This is a genomic window from Rhodanobacter sp. FW106-PBR-R2A-2-24 (assembly GCF_058789615.1).
In genome coordinates this window covers 1,572,690-1,593,891 of the sequence record NZ_JBYTBV010000002.1, presented here as the reverse complement: position 1 = coordinate 1,593,891, position 21,202 = coordinate 1,572,690, and the positions used below count along the sequence as shown (strand labels likewise).

At 65.6% G+C, this 21,202-nt stretch carries 20 protein-coding genes and 1 pseudogene; 10 read left to right on the top strand and 11 right to left on the bottom strand.

The window, feature by feature from the left end; all coding sequences use genetic code 11:
• Positions 1-71 precede the first annotated feature (71 nt).
• Complete coding sequence (locus AC3WQA_RS08565; protein ID WP_492674649.1) at positions 72-2,117, top strand: peptidase domain-containing ABC transporter; 2,046 nt, start codon at positions 72-74, stop codon at positions 2,115-2,117.
• A gap of 267 nt (positions 2,118-2,384) precedes the next feature.
• Complete coding sequence (locus AC3WQA_RS08560) at positions 2,385-2,549, top strand: hypothetical protein (protein WP_492674648.1); 165 nt, start codon at positions 2,385-2,387, stop codon at positions 2,547-2,549.
• 34 nt (positions 2,550-2,583) lie between these two features.
• Here AC3WQA_RS08560 and AC3WQA_RS08555 read toward each other — a convergent pair whose 3' ends face one another.
• Positions 2,584-3,597, bottom strand: coding sequence for an IS30 family transposase (locus tag AC3WQA_RS08555; RefSeq protein ID WP_492673427.1), 1,014 nt, complete (start codon positions 3,595-3,597; stop codon positions 2,584-2,586).
• Positions 3,598-3,718: 121 nt separating this feature from the next.
• Between AC3WQA_RS08555 and AC3WQA_RS08550 the strand changes: the two genes are divergently transcribed.
• The gene (locus AC3WQA_RS08550; RefSeq protein ID WP_492674647.1) at positions 3,719-4,408 is read left to right on the top strand and encodes a DUF3267 domain-containing protein; all 690 of its coding nucleotides are present in this window, start codon (positions 3,719-3,721) and stop codon (positions 4,406-4,408) included.
• A 90-nt stretch (positions 4,409-4,498) separates the two neighbouring features.
• Here AC3WQA_RS08550 and AC3WQA_RS08545 read toward each other — a convergent pair.
• The 4 genes and pseudogenes from AC3WQA_RS08545 to rsmA form a co-directional block, all read right to left on the bottom strand.
• A pseudogene (locus AC3WQA_RS08545) lies at positions 4,499-5,149 on the bottom strand (helicase-related protein); the annotation flags it as partial.
• Positions 5,150-5,225: 76 nt separating this feature from the next.
• Complete coding sequence (locus tag AC3WQA_RS08540; RefSeq protein WP_492674646.1) at positions 5,226-6,077, bottom strand: symmetrical bis(5'-nucleosyl)-tetraphosphatase; 852 nt, start codon at positions 6,075-6,077, stop codon at positions 5,226-5,228.
• Positions 6,077-6,460 carry a Co2+/Mg2+ efflux protein ApaG gene (apaG, locus tag AC3WQA_RS08535; RefSeq protein WP_492674645.1) on the bottom strand — a complete coding sequence of 128 codons (384 nt, stop codon included), beginning with the start codon at positions 6,458-6,460 and terminating at the stop codon, positions 6,077-6,079. Before apaG ends, AC3WQA_RS08540 begins: the two co-directional genes overlap by 1 nt.
• A 22-nt stretch (positions 6,461-6,482) precedes the next feature.
• Complete coding sequence (gene rsmA / locus AC3WQA_RS08530) at positions 6,483-7,289, bottom strand: 16S rRNA (adenine(1518)-N(6)/adenine(1519)-N(6))-dimethyltransferase RsmA (RefSeq protein WP_492674644.1); 807 nt, start codon at positions 7,287-7,289, stop codon at positions 6,483-6,485.
• A gap of 106 nt (positions 7,290-7,395) precedes the next feature.
• Between rsmA and AC3WQA_RS08525 the strand changes: the two genes are divergently transcribed.
• Positions 7,396-8,409, top strand: coding sequence for an IS30 family transposase (locus AC3WQA_RS08525; RefSeq protein WP_492673427.1), 1,014 nt, complete (start codon positions 7,396-7,398; stop codon positions 8,407-8,409).
• On the opposite strand, the gene AC3WQA_RS08520 is transcribed toward AC3WQA_RS08525, so the two are convergent.
• From AC3WQA_RS08520 to AC3WQA_RS08500, 5 genes are all read right to left on the bottom strand, one after another.
• Positions 8,410-8,562: a hypothetical protein gene (locus tag AC3WQA_RS08520; protein WP_492674643.1), complete on the bottom strand. Its 153-nt coding sequence runs from the start codon at positions 8,560-8,562 to the stop codon at positions 8,410-8,412.
• 188 nt (positions 8,563-8,750) lie between these two features.
• Entirely contained in the window at positions 8,751-9,035 is a 285-nt protein-coding gene (locus AC3WQA_RS08515; RefSeq protein ID WP_492674642.1) for a BrnT family toxin, read from the bottom strand.
• 41 nt (positions 9,036-9,076) lie between these two features.
• On the bottom strand, positions 9,077-10,090 hold the full coding sequence (pdxA, locus tag AC3WQA_RS08510; RefSeq protein WP_492674641.1) for a 4-hydroxythreonine-4-phosphate dehydrogenase PdxA: 1,014 nt from the start codon (positions 10,088-10,090) through the stop codon (positions 9,077-9,079).
• A 14-nt stretch (positions 10,091-10,104) separates the two neighbouring features.
• On the bottom strand, positions 10,105-11,442 hold the full coding sequence (locus tag AC3WQA_RS08505; RefSeq protein ID WP_492674640.1) for a peptidylprolyl isomerase: 1,338 nt from the start codon (positions 11,440-11,442) through the stop codon (positions 10,105-10,107).
• Positions 11,443-11,473: 31 nt separating this feature from the next.
• Positions 11,474-13,912, bottom strand: coding sequence for an LPS-assembly protein LptD (locus AC3WQA_RS08500; RefSeq protein ID WP_492674639.1), 2,439 nt, complete (start codon positions 13,910-13,912; stop codon positions 11,474-11,476).
• 347 nt (positions 13,913-14,259) lie between these two features.
• Between AC3WQA_RS08500 and AC3WQA_RS08495 the strand changes: the two genes are divergently transcribed.
• From AC3WQA_RS08495 to tpx, 5 genes are all read left to right on the top strand, one after another.
• On the top strand, positions 14,260-15,036 hold the full coding sequence (locus AC3WQA_RS08495) for a ferredoxin--NADP reductase (protein ID WP_492674638.1): 777 nt from the start codon (positions 14,260-14,262) through the stop codon (positions 15,034-15,036).
• Positions 15,037-15,155: 119 nt separating this feature from the next.
• Positions 15,156-15,917 carry a helix-turn-helix domain-containing protein gene (locus AC3WQA_RS08490; RefSeq protein WP_492674637.1) on the top strand — a complete coding sequence of 254 codons (762 nt, stop codon included), beginning with the start codon at positions 15,156-15,158 and terminating at the stop codon, positions 15,915-15,917.
• Between the two features lie 109 nt (positions 15,918-16,026).
• Positions 16,027-17,265, top strand: a complete 1,239-nt coding sequence (locus tag AC3WQA_RS08485) for an NnrS family protein (RefSeq protein WP_492674636.1) — start codon at positions 16,027-16,029, stop codon at positions 17,263-17,265.
• A gap of 10 nt (positions 17,266-17,275) precedes the next feature.
• Positions 17,276-17,728 (top strand): CopD family copper resistance protein, encoded by a 453-nt coding sequence (locus AC3WQA_RS08480; protein WP_492674635.1) that lies wholly within the window; start codon positions 17,276-17,278, stop codon positions 17,726-17,728.
• Positions 17,729-17,778: 50 nt separating this feature from the next.
• A complete protein-coding gene (gene tpx, locus AC3WQA_RS08475; protein ID WP_492674634.1) occupies positions 17,779-18,279 on the top strand; it encodes a thiol peroxidase in 501 nt (166 codons plus the stop codon).
• A 91-nt stretch (positions 18,280-18,370) separates the two neighbouring features.
• On the opposite strand, the gene AC3WQA_RS08470 is transcribed toward tpx, so the two are convergent.
• The gene (locus AC3WQA_RS08470; RefSeq protein ID WP_492674633.1) at positions 18,371-19,825 is read right to left on the bottom strand and encodes a DNA recombination protein RmuC; all 1,455 of its coding nucleotides are present in this window, start codon (positions 19,823-19,825) and stop codon (positions 18,371-18,373) included.
• A gap of 144 nt (positions 19,826-19,969) precedes the next feature.
• On the opposite strand from AC3WQA_RS08470, the gene AC3WQA_RS08465 reads away from it, so the two are divergent.
• Positions 19,970-21,160 (top strand): NAD(P)/FAD-dependent oxidoreductase, encoded by a 1,191-nt coding sequence (locus tag AC3WQA_RS08465; protein WP_492674632.1) that lies wholly within the window; start codon positions 19,970-19,972, stop codon positions 21,158-21,160.
• The last annotated feature ends 42 nt before the right edge of the window (positions 21,161-21,202 follow it).

Here is a 21,202-nt window from a genome sequence, read left to right as displayed (position 1 = left end):
AACAGCAACACGCCAGCACCACACACGGCTACCGCGCCGCACTGCAATTCGGCTGGTCGCGTCGCCTGCCGATGATGCTGCAGACCGAAGCCGCCGAATGCGGACTGGCTTGCCTGGCGATGATCGCCAGCTTCCACGGCCATGATGTCGACCTGGCCGGCTTGCGGCGGCGTTTCTCCACTTCGCTCAAGGGCGTTACCTTGGCGCGCGTGATGCAGATGGCGGGCCAACTCGGCTTCACCTGCCGCCCGCTCAAGCTCGATATGGAGGATCTTCCGAAGCTGCGCACGCCCTGCGTACTGCACTGGGACTTGAACCACTTTGTGGTGCTCAAGCGCGCCGACAAGCGCGGCATCGTAATCCACGACCCAGCGCGCGGCATCCGCAAGCTGAGGCTGCGCGAGGTGTCCGAACACTTCACCGGTGTGGCATTGGAACTCGCGCCGGCGGCGGACTTTGCCCCAATCAAGGAACGCCAGGCCATCTCGCTGCGCGCACTCACCGGCAAGGTGCGCGGCCTGGTGCCCGCACTCACGCAAATCCTGCTGCTGGCCTTGGCGCTGGAAGTGTTCGCGCTGGCCGGGCCGTTCTACCTGCAATGGGTGCTCGATCAGGTGCTGGTGTCCGCCGACCACGACCTGCTCACCCTGCTGGGGCTGGGCTTTCTCGGCATCACCGTATTCTCCGCCCTCATCACGGCGGCGCGCTCGTGGGCGGTCACCTGGCTGGGCGCCACGCTCAACGTGCAATGGGCCAGCAACCTGTTCGGCCACCTGATGCGCCTACCGCTGGACTGGTTCGAAAAGCGCCATATTGGCGACGTGGTATCACGCTTCGGCTCTATCCAGACCATCCAGCAAACCCTTACCACGCAGTTCATCGGCTCACTGCTCGATGGCCTGATGTCGCTGGCGACCTTGGTGGTCATGGGCTTCTACAGCCTCACGCTCACCGCCCTGGTCGTGGGCCTATTCCTGGCCTACGGCCTGCTGCGCTGGGCGTTCTTCAACCCGCTGCGCCGGGCCAACGAGGAACAGATCGTCTACGGCGCACGGCAGCAAAGCGAGCTGCTGGAATCCATACGCGGCGCCATGCCGATCAAGCTGGCGAACAAGCAGGATGAACGCCTCGCCCGTTACGCCAACGCCACGGTGGCCACCGCCAATCGCAGCATCGGCATCCAGCGCCTTGCCATCGCCTTCACCTTGGGCAACCAGTTGATGTTCGGCATCGGCCGTGTGGCGATGATCTGGATTGCCGCCACGCTGGCGCTCAAGAACGCATTCACCGCCGGCGCCCTGATCGCCTTTATCGCCTATGCCGACCAGTTCACCCAGCGCGCAGCGGGGTTGATCGACAAGTGGGTGGACTTCAGCATGTTGAAGCTGCACGCAGAGCGGGTGGCGGATATTGCACTCACCCAGCCGGAACAGCGCGCAGAGACAGCGTGGACCGGTCCCATTCCCGAAGCCAGCATCGAGCTGTGCAATGTCAGCTTCCGTTATGCAGAGAGCGAGCCGTGGATTCTGCGCCACTGCAACCTCAAGGTTGAGGCGGGCGAATCGGTCGCCATCACCGGCCCCAGCGGCTGTGGCAAGAGCACCTTGGCGAAGATCGTGCTGGGCCTGCTGGAGCCTACCGAGGGAGTGGTGAAGTTCGGTGGCATCGACATCCGTAAGCTGGGGCTGGACATCTACCGGCAATGGGTCGGTGCGGTGATGCAGGATGACCAACTCTTCGCGGGCTCCATCGCTGACAACATTTGCTTCTTCGACGCAGAGCCTGACTTGGAACGGGTCACAACGGCGGCGCGGATGGCCGCCATTCATGAGGACATCATCGCGATGCCGATGGGTTATCAGAGCTTGGTGGGGGATATGGGATCGAGCCTTTCGGGTGGCCAGCGGCAGCGGGTAATTATGGCGCGCGCCATGTACAGCGAGCCACGATTACTTATTTTGGATGAAGCGACCAGCCATTTGGATATGGAAAAAGAGCAAAAGGTCGACGAGGCCGTGCAACTAATGAACGCAACACGAATGGTTATTGCGCATCGACCTGAAACGGTGGCTTCGATAGCCGCAGCGGGAAAGGTTCTTCAAATGTTCAAACCGTGAGTCTGACTCTCTCGATTCGCATGTCTAAAGCTAAGGAATCACTGATTAACATAATTCGCTACGCCAAAAGCTATTGACCTTGACATGCATAGCCAACCACTTCTAAATTTAATCAGGACTTCTAACACCGACCTCAAAAACTTGACGGTCATGGAAAATGAACCTGATTCTGTTCTTGAAGTTTAATTCTTGTCTTGATAATGAATTTCCGGGAATATTCTCGGACCCGAGGCGCGGGGAGGCTGCGCTACAACTAAGGAAAAAGAAATGCGTGAGATAAGTGTTGATGAAATCGATCAGGTGAATGGCGGCTTAGTGGTCGCCGCGATCCTGCTTGCTCCTGTTGAACTTTCCGTAGCGGCAGCTGTTGGGGTCGCAGCGGTAGGTATTGGCCTAGGTTATGCCATCGACAAGGCGCTTGGTGTTATATAAGCCAGGGCGGTTTCAAGGTCCACGTGCAACATGATCAATGAATTGTTCCGGCGCTTGCTTCGGCGAGCCTCAGGTGGTCGTTGTAGACCTCCAGCGGGGTACGGAATTGATGACGCTTTCGCGGTCGGGTGTTGAGGCTGAGGGCGATCTGGTTGAGCTCGTCCTGGCTGTAGACCGACAGGTCGGTGCCCTTGGGCAGGTACTGTCGAAGCAGGCCATTGGTGTTCTCGTTGCTGCCGCGCTGCCAGGGGCTGTGCGGGTCGGCGAAGTACACCTGCACGCCGGTACGCAAGGTCAGGGCGTCGTGGTAGCTCATCTCCTTACCCTGGTCGTATGTCAGCGTCTTGCGCAAGGCTTCAGGGATGCTCTTCAGCGCCTTGCCAAAACTCTCCAGTACGTCGGCTGCGCTGGCGCTGCTCATCTTGGCCAGCACCACGAAGCCGCTGGTGCGTTCGACCAGTGTCCCCACGGACGAACGGTTGCCGGCGCCCTTGATCAGGTCGCCCTCCCAGTGTCCGGGAATCAAGCGATCCGCCACTTCCGGTGGACGTACGTGGATGCTCTGCATGTTCGGTATCTGGCCGCGTCGATCCATCCCGCGCGTGCGTGGCTTGCGCGTGCTGCGGCCTTGGCGCAGGCAGTCGATCAACTCCTTGCGCAGTTCGCCGCGCGGCACCAGGTACACCGCGGTGTAGATCGTTTCGTGAGACACCCGATAGCTCGCCGCGTCAGGAAAGGCCCTCGCCAGTATCCCGGCGATCTGCTCCGGCGACCAGCGTGCCCGCAACAGCGCCTGCACGGTTTCCCACAGCGCAGGGTCGTCCAGTTTTCGCGTCACGCGCGGTTTGCTCCGGCATTCCCGACTACGCTGATGCGCCGCCTGCGCCTTGTAGTTCGCCGGGTCGACACGTGCCCGGCGGCGCTCGCGACTGATCGTGCTCGTCGCACGTCCCAGCGAGCGGCCAATGGCACGCAGGCTGTCACCCGCCTCCAAGCGGCGCTGAATCTCCACTCGCTCTTCCAGGGTCAGTTCGTTGTACGTTCTCATCGCAACAGCCTATGTCAGAATCGGCAAGGTGTTGCACGTGGAGTTTGAGACGGCCCAGGTATTGATTGATGCTTTGCATCCGAAGCCACCCTTGGGCGGCTTCGGATGACTGTGGTGCATCATGTCGTTTGATGTGTTAAGTGGAGAGTTGAAGATCATGCGTTTTATATACGGCCGTTCTCCCGCATTTACTCCCGACGAGCTTGTCATCGAGGACTATTCCGCCATTGGAATCGATAGCCTCGATATTATTGCCAACAGGAGGGGCATGGCTGTCGGCATTATTGTAATGATCTTCACCTTGGTGTTGTGGGTGGTCGCGGGGACTGACCCCCTGGGGCAATACCTGTCGTTCCTTGAACACCCTCGTCTTTTGCCACTGCTGATGGCGCCCATGTGGTTCGTGGCGCTTGTTGTGGCTCATGAAGTTGTTCACTTCATCTCCTTCCCTGGATTCTGGAAAAAAGGTAGAGCGGGCTTTGGCCTTGCCCCGGGGGTCTTTGTGCCGTATACGTGGACGACCGGGGCGGTGAGGAAGTGGCGGTTTGCATCTGCTATCTTGGCGCCGTTTGTGGCAATTACCTTTTTGCCGCTAGTGATTCAGTTTGCGTTTCACGTTTTTCCCGTTGAGAGTTGCGTGTCGATGATGTCCATTGTAAACGCGGGGCTGGCTGGTGCGGACTTGGTTGTGGCCGCCCTTGTCTTTGTGCGAGTGCCCCACGGTGCGTACATACAGGCGAATGTGTTTGGCATGAAACTCAAGCCTAGCGCGCTTCCTTCTGTTCGACGGGGAGCAAAGAGGCAGGTCTAGCATCACAGCATCTATCTGTGCAGTATCCGCGCAGCCTGAATCCGCCACCTACAAAGCCGGCAACTTCGGTCAATCCGAAACCCGCCTGATTCACGCCCGCGCAAACCGCGCCGCGCCGCCAACCCAGCGCGCGATCAACCGTTCCGCCGCGCGCGGGTGCTCGGCCAGCAGGCGCTCGCCGACCTGTTGCACCGCCGGCAACAGGTGCGCATCGCGCGAAAGGTCGGCGATGCGGAAGGCGAGCTGGCCGGTCTGGCGGGTGCCCAGCACTTCGCCGGGGCCGCGCAGTTCCAGATCCTTTTCGGCGATGCGGAAGCCATCGCAGGTTTCGCGCATCACTTCCAGCCGCTCGCGTGCGAGCTGGCCCAGCGGCGGCTGGTACAGCAGCACGCAATTCGAGGCCACCGTTCCGCGCCCCACACGCCCGCGCAACTGGTGCAACTGCGCAAGGCCAAGCCGCTCGGCGTTCTCGATCACCATGAGGCTGGCGTTGGGCACGTCCACGCCCACCTCGATCACCGTGGTCGCCACCAGCACGGCGATCTCGCCGGCCTTGAAGGCATCCATCACCGCCTGCTTGTCCCGGGGCTTCAGGCGGCCGTGGATCAAGCCCACCCGGCAGTCGGCCAGCGCGGCGGAAAGCTCGGCATGCGCCACCTCGGCCGCTTGCGCGCGCAGCTGTTCGGATTCCTCGATCAGCGTGCACACCCAATAGACCTGGCGGCCCTCGGCGCAGGCGGCACGAGAAACGGGGTCGGGTTCACTTTCCGCTTTTGGTGGCGGAAATCCAGCGTCGTTGAAGGCCCGCTGACGGCTTTCAGTCCCCACCACCCGGCGGCCGTTTACGGTGCGGTTCGGCGTTCACCGTGATGTAGCGCGGCTCCTCGCCATCCAGTTGCAGCGCGGTGAGCTGGCCGCCCCACACACAGCCGGTGTCGATGGCGTGCACGCCGAGGCCGGCGAAGCGGCCCAGCGCGGACCAGTGGCCGCAGACGATGCGGGTGTCGCGCCGGCGCATGCCGGGCACCTCGAACCAGGGGTACAGGCCGGCGCGCTGCGTGCCGGGTTCGCCCTTGGCCTCGAAGTCGATGCGGCCGTTGACATCGCAGTAGCGCATGCGGGTGAGCAGGTTGATCGCGGCGCGCTGGCGATCCAGCCCTTGCAGGCGATTCGACCAGCCGGCCGGGCGATTGCCGAACAGGTTCTTGAGGATGCGTGCGTGGCGCGGGCCGGCGAGCTCGTGCTCCACTTCCTGCGCGGCCTTCTGCGCCTGGCGCAGCGTCCACTGCGGGGCGAGGCCGGCGTGGATCATGGTCCAACCAAGCTGCTCGTCGTGGTGCAGCAGCCGTTGCATGCGCAGCCACTCGAACAGCGTGGACGCGTCGTCAGCGAACAGCACTTCGCGCAGTTCCGGGTTGACCTTGGCCTGGGCCTCGGGTGCGCGCAGCGCGATGGCGAGCAGGCTGAGGTCGTGGTTGCCCAGCGTGATGACACAGTATTCGCGCAGGCTGTGGATCAGCCGCAGCGTGGCCAGCGACTGCCCGCCGCGATTCACCAGGTCGCCGCAGAACCACAGGCGATCCGCCGCCGGATCGAAGCGCAGCTTGTCGAGCAGGCGCTGCAATTCCGGATAGCAGCCCTGCACATCGCCGATCGCGTAGGTGGCCATCAGTGCAGGGTGCGCGGGATGGACAGGGTGAAGCGCGGGATCGGCGCCTCGAAGCGGGTGCCGTCGTCGGCCAGCATCTGGTAACAGCCGGCCATCACGCCCACCGGCGTTTCCAGCACCGCGCCGGAGGTGTACTCGAAATCGTCGCCCGGGCGCATCCAGGGTTGCTCGCCCACCACGCCTTCGCCTTCCACTTCTTCGGTCTTGCCGTTGGCGTCGGTGATGACCCAGCGCCGGGCCATAAGCTGCGCGGGCACGCTGCCGGCGTTGCGCAGCGTAATGGTGTAGGCGAACACGTAGCGGCCGTCGTCGGGGCGGGACTGGTCGGCGACGAAACGGGTTTGCACCTGCACGTCGATCGTGTAGGGAATCTTGTCAGTCATGGGGCGATTGTAAGGCCTGCCGCTACGGGATTTCGCGCGTGGCAAGCACTTTGGCCAGCCGCACGAAATCCAGCGGCGCGAGCGTCTCGGCGCGCGCCTTCGGGTCGACGTCGGCGCGGCGGATCGCCTCGGCGTCAAGCAGCTGGTGCAGCGCATTGCCCAGTGTCTTGCGGCGCTGGCCGAAGGCGGCCTTGACCACCGCGTGTACGAGGTCGGGGTCGGCGTCGTGGCGTTCGTGTGCGGGCAGCGGCAGCAGCCGCACCACCGCCGAATCCACCTTGGGCGGCGGGCGAAAGGCGCCGGGCGGCACCACGAACAGCGACTCCACGCGGCAGGCCAGTTGCAGCATCACCGAGAGTCGGCCATAGACCTTGTTGCCGGGCTCGGCGGCCATGCGCTCCACCACTTCCTTCTGCAGCATGAAGTGCATGTCGGCGATGGCGGCGGCGTGCTCCACGCAGTGGAACAGGATCGGGCTGGAGATGTAGTAGGGCAGGTTGCCGGCGACGCGCAGGCGCTCCACGCCCTGGCGGTGCGCCAGCGCGGTGAAATCCACCTTGAGCACGTCGGCGTGGATCACGTTCAGTTCGCCCACGCTGGCCGCTCGCTCTTTCAGCGCGGGGATCAGGTCGGTGTCCAGCTCGATCGCGGTGAGGCGTTTGGCGACGGCGAGCAGCGGCAAGGTGAGCGCGCCTTCGCCGGGGCCGATCTCCACCAAGCAGTCGCCGGCGCGCGGGGCGATGGCGCGCACGATGTCGTCGATGTAGTGGCGCTCGTGCAGGAAGTGCTGGCCGAAGCTTTTCTTGGGGCGGGCGGGGAGATGGTGCATGTTAAACGGCTGGTTAGCTTTTCTTTGGTTTTTTGAAGATTTTTTTGAAAGGGCCGTCTCAAACTCCACGTGCAACACCTTGCCGATTCTGACATAGGCTGTTGCGATGAGAACGTACAACGAACTGACCCTGGAAGAGCGAGTGGAGATTCAGCGCCGCTTGGAGGCGGGTGACAGCCTGCGTGCCATTGGCCGCTCGCTGGGACGTGCGACGAGCACGATCAGTCGCGAGCGCCGCCGGGCACGTGTCGACCCGGCGAACTACAAGGCGCAGGCGGCGCATCAGCGTAGTCGGGAATGCCGGAGCAAACCGCGCGTGACGCGAAAACTGGACGACCCTGCGCTGTGGGAAACCGTGCAGGCGCTGTTGCGGGCACGCTGGTCGCCGGAGCAGATCGCCGGGATACTGGCGAGGGCCTTTCCTGACGCGGCGAGCTATCGGGTGTCTCACGAAACGATCTACACCGCGGTGTACCTGGTGCCGCGCGGCGAACTGCGCAAGGAGTTGATCGACTGCCTGCGCCAAGGCCGCAGCACGCGCAAGCCACGCACGCGCGGGATGGATCGACGCGGCCAGATACCGAACATGCAGAGCATCCACGTACGTCCACCGGAAGTGGCGGATCGCTTGATTCCCGGACACTGGGAGGGCGACCTGATCAAGGGCGCCGGCAACCGTTCGTCCGTGGGGACACTGGTCGAACGCACCAGCGGCTTCGTGGTGCTGGCCAAGATGAGCAGCGCCAGCGCAGCCGACGTACTGGAGAGTTTTGGCAAGGCGCTGAAGAGCATCCCTGAAGCCTTGCGCAAGACGCTGACATACGACCAGGGTAAGGAGATGAGCTACCACGACGCCCTGACCTTGCGTACCGGCGTGCAGGTGTACTTCGCCGACCCGCACAGCCCCTGGCAGCGCGGCAGCAACGAGAACACCAATGGCCTGCTTCGACAGTACCTGCCCAAGGGCACCGACCTGTCGGTCTACAGCCAGGACGAGCTCAACCAGATCGCCCTCAGCCTCAACACCCGACCGCGAAAGCGTCATCAATTCCGTACCCCGCTGGAGGTCTACAACGACCACCTGAGGCTCGCCGAAGCAAGCGCCGGAACAATTCATTGATCATGTTGCACGTGGACCTTGAAACCGCCAAGCAAGTTCAGGGTTTTCTTCGTCAGGGACTTCTTGTTTTTTTGTCAAAATGACTCTCGCCCAATCTGTTTTACCTTGATGCTTTTGCCCTAGCACATGGGTTTTGATGGTTTTCTTGTCCATGTCATTTTTTCTTTGGATTTACCCGCTTGAATTTCTTTAAATTCTCATCACTGACAAGTGGTGCATCCGGGTCTTGTTTAGCGTTTTCTTCTATTTCGTGTTCACTCATGTTTTTCAATCGTTTGTAATCAGTTTTTCCGTTTGTTGATTGATGTTTATCTCTATTTATTTGTGTGTTTCTCGTCATTTCATTGCCCTTTCATGCTTTGATAGAGTGCGCGCTCTTTCTGGCTTGCGGTTCGGGCGGATATCATTCTTCTTGATGTATTGCTGTTTCGCCATGTATAAACAACCAGCAAGATGCCCGGCTTCGACTCGCCGATGACTTGGATTCTTTCCTCGCCGTAGTCATTTCGATCATCAATGGCCTCGATTCTCTCGTCATCATCGAATATTGTTATCGCATCGTTGAAGTCAATGCCGTGTTTATCGATATTCCTGGAATTCTTGTTCTCATCCCATTCAAATAACATCTGTGGCTCCCCTGTGAATGTGAAGCTGGCACGGGCTTGATCTATCGCCCCTGCCTCGCTGTCACAGGGGAGAGAGTAGATTGGGCGATCAGGTTGATGGCCAGCTTGCTCGCGGCGATCAGGCTGGCGGGGTCGGCGCGGCCGCTGCCGGCGAGATCCAGCGCGGTGCCGTGGTCGACCGAGGTGCGGATGAAGGGCAGGCCAAGGGTGAGGTTGACGGTGCGGTCGAAGGCTTCGCTCTTGAGCACCGGCAGCGCCTGGTCGTGGTACATCGCCAGCACGGCGTCGTAGCGCGCGCGCATGGTGGGTACGAAGGCGGTGTCGGCGGGCAGCGGGCCGATGAGGTGCATGCCCTGGGCGCGCAGCTCATCCAGCAGCGGAATGATGACGTCGAGTTCTTCGTGGCCGAGATGGCCGGCCTCGCCGGCATGCGGGTTCAGGCCCAGCACGCCGATGCGCGGCTGCGCAATGCCGAACTTGTCGTGCAGCTCGCGGTGCACGATGGCAAGCGTGCGCGCGAGCGACTCGCGGGTGATCGCGTCGGCGACCGCGCGCAGTGGCAGGTGGGTGGTGGCCAGCGCCACGCGCAGTTCGGGGCTGGCCAGCATCATCACCACTTCGGCGTGCGTGCGCTGGGCGAGGAATTCGGTGTGGCCGGTGAAATCGGCGTAGCCACCGTCGATGATGCTGGCCTTCTGCAGCGGCGCGGTGACCATGGCGGCGTAGCGGCCCTGCAGGCAGCCGTCGGCGGCCTCGCCGAGCGTGGCGATGACGTGCCGCGCGTTGCGCGGGTCGGGCTGGCCGGGGGCTTCCGTGGCGCCCAGCGGCAGGTGGCGCACGCGCAGGCTGCCCGGCGTGCGCGTGGCGCGCGGGGTGCCGTCGTCGTCGTGCAGCGCGAGGTGCAGGCCGCAGCGCGCGGCGGCGCGCTCGAGCAGGTGGCGGTCGGTGATGGCCACCAGGTCGGCGGCCAGGTCGGTGGCGGCAAGGCGAGCGATCAGTTCGGGGCCGACGCCGGCGGGCTCACCGGCCGTGATGGCGAGCCGCGGCAGGGGCATGGGCGCGCCGTGACTCAGGAGGCCTTGGGGGTGTTGCTGTCGTCCCGCAGCGTCGGCACCAGCACCTGGATGTAGGCATTGGCGCGCAGGTCGCGCAGGAAGTCGTCGTAGGCCTGTTCGGCCTTGCGGTTGCCGATGGCCTGGCGTGCCTGGTCACGCGCCATCTGGGTGGTCTGGTCGCTCTGGCGGGTGCCCAGGAGCTGCAGGATGTCCCAGCCGTTGCCGGTTTCGAACGGCTTGGAGATCTCGTTGGGCTTGAGCTGGGTTACCTGCTGCGCGATGGCGGCGCCCCAGGTCTGCTGCTGGAACCAGCCCATGTCGCCACCGAGGTTGGCGGTGGTGTCGTCCTTGGAGTTGTCCTTGGCAAGCTTGGCGAAATCGGCGTGCTTGGCGGTAAGTTGCTCGTACAGGTCCTGCGCCTTCTGCCGGGTCTGCTCCGGCGTCATCAGTTCGCTGGGCTTGATGAGGATCTGGCGGGCGTGGTACTCGGCGACGATCTGCTTGGAGGGCGCGCGCTCGCCCACCAGCTTGAGGATGTGGAAGCCGGTGGGGCCGCGCAGCGCCGGGCTCACTTCACCGGATTTCATGTTGGCCACGGTGTCGGCGAAGGCGGGCGGCACTTCGTCCGCGCGGCGCCAGCCGAGGTCGCCGCCGTCCAGTGCGTCGGGCGCGTCGGAGTAGCGGATCGCCGCGGCGTGGAAATCCATGCCACCCTGGATCGCCTTGATCGCCGCCTCGGCCTTGGCGCTGGCGGCCTGGATCGCGGCGGCGTCGGCGCCGGAGGGAATGCTGATCTGGATGTGCGCCAGGTGTACCTCGCCGGCCTTGTAGGCCGGGCTGGCGAGCAGGTTGTCGATCTCGCTGTCGGTCACCGTGACCTGGTCATGCACCACGCCTTCGTGCAGATGCTGCACGGTGAGCTGGTCGGCGAGTTGCTGGCGGAAGGCGGCGAAATCCTGGCCGCTCTGCTGCACGGCGGCGCGCAACTGGTCGGGGCTCATCTTGTTCTGCTTCGCCACCATGTCCACCGCCTGGTCGACGTCGGCGTCGGCGACGTGCACGCCCTGGTCGTCGGCTTTCTGCAGTTGCAGGCGCATCAGGATCAGGCGATCGAGCACCTGCTTCTGCAGCACGTCGAGCGGCGGCAACTGGCCGGGCTGGCTGGCGTACTGCTGCTGGATCGAGCGCACCGCGTTGTCCAGCTCGCTTTGCAGGATCACGTTCTCGTTGACCACCGCGACGATGCGATCCAGTGCCTGCGGCTGGCTGGAGGCGGCGCCGGGCAGCAACTGGGCGTGGACGGGCAGCGCAAGGACGAGCGCAGGCAGGAGCAGGGCGAGGAATCGCTTCATTCGGGGACAACCGGAAGGTAGGTGCAGCGGTTTATTGATAGCCGAGAATATCACGGCGCAGCAGGGGGTCGATCTGGCCACCGGTGGCGCCCATGCCCTTGAACACGACCTCGAACATCACGGCGTTGTCGCGATAGTTGGCGTTCTTGACGGGTAGCGGCCCGACGCCGTAGTAGGCCTGGTTGACGTAGTTGCGGTCGACCAGGCGCAGGGTGACGCAACAGCTGTCGTATTCCACGCCGGCCAGCGCCTCGATCGTGCCGTGCAGCGGCGTGAGTTCGTTCCTGACCGGCACCGCATAGGTCCAGGCGCCGATCAGGCGCCAGCGATCGGACACGGGGTAGACCACGGAGGCGCTGTATTGTTCCAGCAGCCCTTGCCGGTAGCGATAGGCGAAGTTGACGACGCCGTCGCGGCCCAGCCGGCCCTGCAGCTCGAAGGCGGCCATGCCGGTGTGGCGGGTGTTCGGGCTCCACTGGTAGGAGCTGGCCAGCCGCCAGCGGTCGTCCAGTTGCAGGTTGAGCTGGGCCACGTAGGCCGAGCCGGCCCAGTCGGTGGCGGGCGCGCTGGTGTTGGCGCTGTTGGGCAACTGCACCTTCTGCGGCGTGAAGTAGCGGATCTGGCCGAAGCTGGCCGACAGCCGTTCCACGCCGCCATCGTCGAGCAGGCGCGTGGTGAGCGCGGCGGTGAGGTTGTTCGCGTTCATCTGGCGGTCGAGGCCGGAGAACGTGTTGGTGGTGAACAGCTGCCAGTAATCGAACGTCATCGCGTTCGTGTAGAACAGCGGCAGGTTGTCCTGGTTGCGGTAGGGCACGTACAGGTAATAGAGCCGCGGCTCCAGCGTCTGCGTGTACGGGTTGCCGAACAGCGTGGTGCTGCGGTCGAACACCAGGCCGTTGTCGAGGCTGACGATGGGCAGGCTGCGACTGGGCGAGCGCTCGGTGAACGGCGTCGCGACGCCGCTGCCCAGCAGGCCGTAGTAGCCGTAACGCTGGTAGCCGCTGGAGAGCTGGTAAGCGGTGTACTGCCAGTCCACGCGCGGGCGCACGAACCAGCCCGGCGTGCCGAAATAGGCTGCGAGCCAGGGCTGGATGTTCTCGCGGCTGCCTTCCACGTAGCCCGGTTTGCGGAAGGCCACGAACTGGTTGGTGATGCCCCATTCCAGCCAGCGGTTCAGCGGCATGTCGACGTTGAAGTTCGCATAGGGCAACTGCCGGTAGGGCAGCGAACTGTCGGTGAGGAACGGGTTCATGTTCTGGTAGGCCACGCCGCCCAACGAGGCGTTCCACCACTTGCCGCCGCCGGCCACTTCGGCGGACGAACCCAGCCAGTAGGTGGTGTTGCCGGTCAGCTGGTCACCGTAGTCGTACAGGAAATTGTTGTCGGAGCGGCGGTTGATCGAGGTGACGAAGCGCCAGCCCGGCCACAGCGCCGTGGTGTCGTCGAACTTCACCAGGTAACGCTGCTTGCCCCGGGTGTCGGCGGTGGTACCCGGGTCGGTGGCGCCGTGGTCGCGCGGCACGAACTGCGCATCCAGCGTGCCCTTGCTGCCGGCGGTGAGGTAGCGGAACTCGCCATCGAGCATCGGCCCGCGCAGGCTGTAGAAACGCGGGTCGAGCGTGGCGTCGTAGTTGGGCGCGAGGTTCAGGTAGTACGGTGTGCTCAGCATGTAGCCCGCGCGGCTGGTGTGGCCGAACGTGGGATAGAGGAAGCCGCTCATGCGCCGATGGTCGACCGGGAAGCTGAACCACGGCAGGTAGAGCAGCGGCATGCCGCCCACGCGGAAGCTGGCATTGCGCGCCACGCCACGGCCACTGGCCTTGTCGACGCTGATCGACTTGCCGCGGAACTCCCACACGTGGTGACCCACGTCGCAGGTGGAGTAGGTGGCCTGCGTGTAGCGCGTGCGGTCGGCATCGAACATCTGCGCGCGGCTGGCGACGCCGTTGCCGCGTGCGTCCAACATCTGGTAGCGCACGTCGTCGGCGATGCCGGTGGCAGCGTCGTTGTTGCCGTGGGCGCGACTGGCCGCCAGCACCGTGCCGGCGTCCTGGTAGTGCACGTTGCCGCGCGCGTCGTAGTCGGTGCTGGCGTCGTTGTAGTCGACCGTGTCCGCCTGCAGGCGCTGGTCGGCCCGCTCCAGGCGCACGTCGCCGGTGAGGTGGTAGATGGTCTGGCTGGCGCTGTCCACGTGCTGCGCGGTCACGTAGGTCTTGCTGGCGTCGCGCGCGCTGCTGTTGCGGCTGAGCGTGGGGTCGTAGAACGCCAGCATCGCGTTGGGTCGGCACATCGCGTAGTTGTAGGGTCGCGGCGCGCAGTGGAAGGCGCCCAGCGGGCAGGCCTGCTCGCCGCCGCCCGGCGATGTCCTGGGGTGCGGGACGGAACCGCCCGCAGCGCAGGCCGGGCCGCCGGACAGGGCGATGGCGGCGGCGACCGCCAGCAGGCGGCGTGGGGGAAGCGAGCGCGTCACGGTGGAAACCCGGCAGGACAAGGCCCGTAAAGCTAACAGAAACGCCATGCGTCAGGCAGGCGTGGCGCATGCGAATGACGGCTGCGACAGCCGTGAACAGCGCGTCGGGTTGGTTTGGCGATGGCCCTTGCGCACGGCGGGCGCCGCATTGGGCGGATGATGGCCGTGGTGCGCGCTCCTGCGTGAACCGGCCGTCCGGAGCCGCTGGTGGCGCGATCGCGTAAAATGCCGCGGCCGCTTCCCCGCGCGGCGCTCGCCTGGTGGCCGGTTTGCGCCGTGTCGCGTCGCGCGGGCCCGCCTTTGCCGGCGGCGCGGTTCCCCACCCGAATCCCGAGACGACCCCGACCATGGTAGCGATGGCAACCGAGCACGTGATCGACGTGCAGCACTGGAACGACTCCCTGTTTTCCTTCCGCACCACGCGCGATCCGGCCTTCCGTTTCGACAGCGGGCAGTTCGTGATGATCGGGCTGGAGCAGGATGGCCGCCCGCTGCTGCGCGCCTATTCCATCGCCAGCGCGAGCTGGGAGGAGCACCTGGAGTTCTTCTCGATCAAGGTGCCCGGCGGCCCGCTCACCTCGCGCCTGCAGCACCTCAAGCCCGGTGACCCGCTGGTGGTGACGCGCAAGCCCACCGGCACCCTGGTGCTGACCGACCTGAAACCGGGCCGGCACCTCTATCTGCTGGGCACCGGCACCGGGCTGGCGCCCTTCATGAGCATCATCCGCGACCCGGATGCCTATGCGCGTTTCGACAAGATCGTGCTGGCGCACGGCGTGCGCCGCGTGGAGGACCTGGCGTATGCCGATTACCTGGAGCGCGAGCTGCCGCAGCACGAATACCTGGGCGAGCTGGTGCGCGAGAAGCTGATCTATTACCCCACGGTGACGCGCGAGGATTTCCGCCATCGTGGCCGCATCACCGACGCCATCGCCGATGGCGCGATGAGCACACGCACCGGCCTGCCGCCGCTCGATCCGGCCAGCGATCGCGTGATGCTGTGCGGTAGCCCGGCGATGCTGGAGGATCTGTGCGCGCTGCTCGATGGCCGCGGCTTCCAGGCGTCGCCGCGCACGCGCGAGCCGGGCGACTACGTGATCGAACGCGCCTTCGTGGAGAAGTAGGTGCCGCTTGATCGGCGACAACCGGGCGCGACCGGCGGTCGCAGGGCCCCGCGCTTGTCAGGCGGCTTGCTATCATGCCCGGGTTCGCCGAGCCCCGAGACTACGGTGTGAGCCCTCCCATGCCATCCAGCCCTCCGCCAAGACGATTGCACGTGGTGCCGCAGCCGATCACCGATGACGGCGACGCCACTCGCTTTTGCAGCAGCTGCGCCTTTGCCGAGGCTTGCGCCGCCGTGGGTTACGGCAAAGTGGAACTGTCGGCGCTGCACTGCTTGGTGGAGCACGTGGGGCCGTTCCGCACCGGCGAGCACGTGTTCCGCACCGGTGACCCGTTCCGCGCGATCTATGCGGTGCGCACCGGCTCGGTGAAGACCCGCCTGTTCGACCGCGACGGCAACGAGCAGGTGCTGGGCTTCTACCTGCCGGGCGAAGTGGTGGGGCTCAACGCGATCTACCCCGAGCACTTCCCCTGCGACGCCGTGGTGCTGGAAGACACCCAGTTCTGCCGCTTCTCCTTCCCCGCGATGAGCGCGCTGGCGGCGCGCCAGCCGGCGGTGCAGCAGCATCTGTTCCGACTCATCAGCAAGGAGCTGGGCGCGGTGTCGCTGCTCGCCGGCGACCACAGCGCGGACGAGCGCATGGCGGCCTTCCTGATCGACCTCTCCACCCGCTACGCGGCGCGCGGGTTTTCTTCCACGCGCTTCCACCTCAGCATGTCGCGCGGCGATATCGCCAACTACCTGCGGTTGGCCGCCGAAACGGTGAGCCGCGTGCTGGGCCGCTTCCGTGGGCAGGGGCTGATCGCGCTGGAAGGCCGTGATCTGGTGCTCCTGCAACCCGATGCGCTGTGCGAGCTGGGCGCCAGCCTGTTGCCGGATTGACCCCGCCGCGTCGGTATCGACAGGCGGCACCGGAAGGCGGCTGATCCAGGTCAGGGCTGCGCCGTACACGCCCTGCCAACATGGGAACGATTATCAACGTCGGGTTCCCATGGACGCTTCCACCGCTACTGCCACGAACGATCCGGCCGCCTTGCTCGCGGCGGCGCCGCATCGCCCGCTGTTTCTCGCCGGCACCGTTGCCGTGCTGCTCACCATGACCTGGTGGACGCTGGAGCTGGCCTCGCTGCGCTTCGGCTGGGCCAGCTGGCCGCAGCCCACCATCCCGCCGGTGTTCGGGCACGCCATGCTGATCCAGTACGGCCTGTTTCCGTTGTTCATGTTCGGCTTCCTGATGACCACCTTCCCGCGCTGGATGAACGGGCCGTTCGTGCCGCCCAGCCGTTTTCTGCCGGTGGCCGGCGGCGTGCTGGGCGGCTACATCCTGGGCAACGTGGGCCTGTTGGGCCTGCCGACCGTGCTCAAGCTGGGCCTGGCGCTGATGCTGGCGGCCTACCTGCTGGGTGTGGCCACGCTGGCTGGCGTGCTGGCCAAGGCCACGGATCGCAACCAGCACGGCTGGTCGTGCCTGGCGGCGTTCTGCATGGGCACGCTGGGGCTGGTGCTGTTCCTCATCTGGCTGGTGGTTCCCGGCGCTTCGCCCGACCTGGCCTGGCTGGCGGTGAAGCTGGGCAGCTTCGGCTTCCTGCTGCCGGTGTATTTCACCGTCTGTCATCGCATGCTGCCGTTCTTCAGCAAGAACATGGTGGCGGGTTACACGATGTGGCGGCCGGATTGGAGCCTGCCGGTGGTGTGGGCCTTGTTGCTGGTGCATGTGCTGCTGGATTGGCGCGGCCTGGCCAACTGGCTGTGGCTCGCCGACCTGCCGCTGGCGGCGGTGTTCGCCGCGCACTGGCTGATGTGGAAGCCGTGGCGCTGCCTGCGACCGGGCCTGCTGGGCGTGCTGCATATCGCCTTTGCCTGGCTGCCGATCGCCTTCGTGCTGTTCAGCGTGCAGGATCTGGTGCTGGTCGCCAGCGGCAAGGCCGTGCTGGGGCTGGCGCCGCTGCATGCCATGGCGATCGGCTTCTTCGGTTCGATGCTGGTGGCCATGGTCACCCGCGTCACCCACGGCCACTCGGGCCGGCCGCTGCAGATGCATCCGGTGCCGTGGCTGTGCTTCGTGCTGCTGCAACTGGTGGCGCTGGTGCGCATCTGCGCCGAGCTGGAGCGGGATCGCTACCTGTGGCTGGTGGTGGCCGGCGCCGGCTGGTTGACGGCCTTCCTGCCGTGGGTGCTGCGCTCGGCGTGGATCTACCTCACGCCGCGCATCGACGGTCGGCCGGGTTGAGGGCGTGGCGATGAGCAACGCGCTGGCACCGTACTATCCGTGGATTCTCCTGCTGCATCTGGCCTGCGCCATCGTGTTCGTGGGCGCGGTGACGTTCGAGGTGTTCGTGCTCGAAGGCCTGCACCGGAGCATCGATATCGCCACCATGGGGCGGATCGAAACGGCGGTGATGGCGCGCGTACGCAAGTTCATGCCGGTGGTCGTGTTGCTGCTGTTCCTCTCCGGCTTCGCGCTGTTCGACCTGCGCTGCAACGGCTTGCAGTGCATCGGCAGTACGCGCTTCGGCTGGTTCCTGTTGGCCAAGGTCGCGCTGGCCTTTGGTGTGCTGGGCGTGTTCCTGAACGCCATCATCGCGGGCGTGCGCGGCCGGATGAACGCCTGCCGCTTCCGCTACACCCATCGCATCGTGCTGACGATGATGGTGGCGATCGTGTTTCTGGCCAAGGCGATGTTCTACTTGTAATCACCGCGCCGCGCCCCGACCGTGATGGGTTCCATCCCGAGGAGACTCCCATGTCCACTGTGCATTTCCACGAAAACCCGGTACGCGTCGACGGCAGCTTCCCTGTGCCCGGCAGCCAGGCGCCGGCGTTCCACCTGGTGGCGGGCGACCTGTCCGAGTCCACGCTGGCCAGCTTCGCCGGCAAGCGCAAGGTGCTGAACATCTTCCCCAGCATCGACACCGGCGTGTGCGCCGCCTCGGTGCGCCGCTTCAACGAGCTGGCGGCCGGGCTCAAGGACACCGTGGTGCTGTGCATCTCGGCCGACCTGCCGTTTGCGCAGAGCCGTTTCTGCGGCGCCGAAGGCATCAAGAACGTGCACATGCTCTCGCTGATGCGCGGGCGCGAATTTCTGCGCGACTACGGCGTGGCCATCGCCGATGGCCCGCTGGCCGGCGTGGCTGCCCGCGCGGTGGTGGTGCTGGATGCGCACGACAAGGTGGTCCACGCCGAGCTGGTGAACGAGATCACCCACGAGCCGAACTACGACGCGGCGCTGCACGCGTTGGGCTGATGCCAAGGCCCGGGCCGCGCCCGGCCTGATGGGATAGGGAGGCGCAACGAGGCGTCCTCCCGGCCTTCGTCCGGGCTGCGCCGCCGCGGGGTCACGCCTCCGGCAGCTCGTCCGCCGATGTCTCCGGCTCGTCTTCCTCCGTCGGTTCCGACGTTGCGCCCAGCAGGCGGCGGGCGTCGTCGGCGCCCAGCGATTCCACGCCGCGCAGCTTGCGCGCGATGGCGCGGGTGCGCACGCCGGTGGCGTCGATGTGGCGACCGGCTTCGTCCAGTTTTTTCTTCACCTTGTCGAGCACCTCGCCGAATTTGCCGAATTCGGTCTTCACCGCGCCCAGCAGCTGCCATACCTCGCCGGAGCGCTGCTGGATGGCCAGCGTGCGGAAGCCCAGTTGCAGGCTGTTGAGCAGGGCGCTGAGCGTAGTGGGGCCGGCCACGGTGATGCGATGTTCGTGCTGCAGCGCCTCGAACAGGCCGGGGCGGCGGATCACCTCGGCGTACAGGCCTTCGGTGGGCAGGAACAGGATGGCGAAATCGGTGGTGTGCGGCGGCGCCACGTACTTGGCGCGGATGGTCTTGGCTTCCTCGCGCACGCGGCGCTCCAGTGCGGCGGCGGCGAGGTTGGCCGCCTCGGCGTCGGCACGCTCCTGCGCGTCGAGCAGGCGTTCGTAGTCCTCGCGCGGGAACTTGGCGTCCACCGGCAGCCACACCGGTTGGTCGCGTTCGGCACCCGGCAGGCGGATGGCAAATTCCACGCGCTCGTTCGAGCCCGGCACGGTGGCACGGTTGGCTTCGTACTGTTCGGGCGCGAGCATTTGTTCGAGCAGGGCACCGAGTTGTACCTCGCCCAGGATGCCGCGGTTCTTCACGTTGCCGAGCACGCGTTTCAGGTCGCCCACGCCGGCGGCCAGGCTCTGCATTTCGCCCAGCCCGCGGTGCACGGCTTCGAGCCGGTCGGAAACCTGCTTGAAGGATTCGCCCAGACGCGTCTCCAGCGTGGACTGCAGTTTCTCGTCTACCGTGGCACGCATTTTTTCCAGCTGTTTTTCGTTGTCCTCGCGCAGGGTCTTGAGCTGGCCTTCCAGCGTGGCGCGCACCTCGCCCATGCGCTTTTCGTGTTCGCTGCCCAGCGTGGTGAGGCGCTGTTGCTGCTGTTCACCGAAACGGTTCAGCGCGAGGGTGAGTTCCTCGCGGCTCTTGCGCGCGTCCTCGGCGAGGCGCTGCGCCAGCGCGTCGAAGCTGGCGCGGGTGCCGTCGGTGAGAGCGGCGAGGCGCACGCCGAAACCATCGATGCGTTCGGCCTGCTGCTGCGACATGCCGCCGAGCTGTTCGCCGACGTGGCCGCGAAAGCGCTCGAAGCCTTGCTGCAGTTCCTCGCGGCCGGCGCGCTGTTCCTCGCGCAGGGCGCGCTGCAGGCGTTCGTTGTCGTCCTTGAGCGCGTCCAGCTTGGCCGCCAGGCCGCCATCGCCGCGACCGCGCAGCAGCAGGGCGATCTGCGCGACCAGCACGAGCCCGAGCAGGGCGAGCGGCAGGAGGTTGCTGATGGGCATGGTTCACGGTCTTGGCGAGCGAAGCCGCCAGTGTACGCGCCGCCGTCGCAGGGCTTGCGACGTGCGGCCTTTCGACAAGTCCTTCGCGCATTTTTTTTCGCGTTGACGCATGATGCCGGCATCCATCGGGCAAGGGAGCAAGTCATGGAGCATGTGCACGATTACCTGATTGTCGGCGCCGGCATGACGGCGGATGCGGCGGCCAAGGCGATCCTTGAAGCGAGCCCCGGGGCCGACGTGGCCCTGGTGGGCGAGGAACCGCACGGGCCCTACCAGCGCCCGCCCTTGTCCAAGGCGCTGTGGAAGGGCGAGATGACGCCCGCCGAAACCGACCTGGGCACGCGCGCGGCTGGCGCCAAGCTGTATCCGGGACGGCGCATCGTGCAGCTGGATCGCGCGGCGCATGTGGCCACCGATGATCGCGGGGATACCTATCGCTACCGGCGCCTGCTGCTGGCCACCGGCGCCAAGGCGCGACGGCTGCCGGTCGAGGGCGGCCCGCGCATGATCCACTTCCGCACGCTGGACGATTTCAGCCGGCTGCAGCGCGAGGCCACGCCGGGCGACCTGGTGGGGGTGATCGGCGGCGGCTTCATCGGCGCGGAGCTGGCGGCCGCGCTGTGCGGTCACGGCTGCCGGGTGAGCATGCTGTTTCCCGAGGAACGGCTGGGCCAGGGGCGCTACCCCGACGGCTTGTCGCGTTTCCTCACCGAGTATTACCGCCAGCATGGCGTCGACCTGCGCCCCGGCGTGCGGGTGAAGCACAGCGAGCCCACCGACGGCGGCGTGGATCTGACCGTCAGCGATGGCTCCCTGCTGCGGCTCAAGACCGTGGCCGCCGGCCTGGGCGTGGTGCCGAACACCGAACTGGCCGAGCAGGCCGGGTTGGAGGTGGACAACGGCATCGTGGTCAATGAGCAACTGCGCACGGCCGACCCGGACATCTGGGCCGCGGGCGACGTGGCCAATTTCTACAGCGAGGCGTTGGGCCGGCGCCTGCGCGTGGAGCACGAGGACGCCGCCACCAGCATGGGCCGCCACGCCGGGCGGGCGATGACGGGCGCCAGCGAGCGCTATACGCACATCCCGTTCTTCTACTCCGACCTGTTCGACCTCGGCTACGAGGCGGTGGGCCTGCTCGATACCCGGCTGGAGGTGGTGGAGGACTGGAAGGAGCCCAACCGCGAAGGCGTGGTGTATTACCTGGAGCAGGGCCGCGTGCGCGGCGTGCTGCTGTGGAATGTGTGGGGCCAGGTGGACGCCGCGCGCGCGCTGATCGCCGAGGCCGGGCCGTTCACCGCCGCCGCGCTGAAGGGGCGGCTGCCGGTGGCGTAGGCGGGCAGGTACGAGGGGCCTTCATCAAGGCGCCATCGCCCG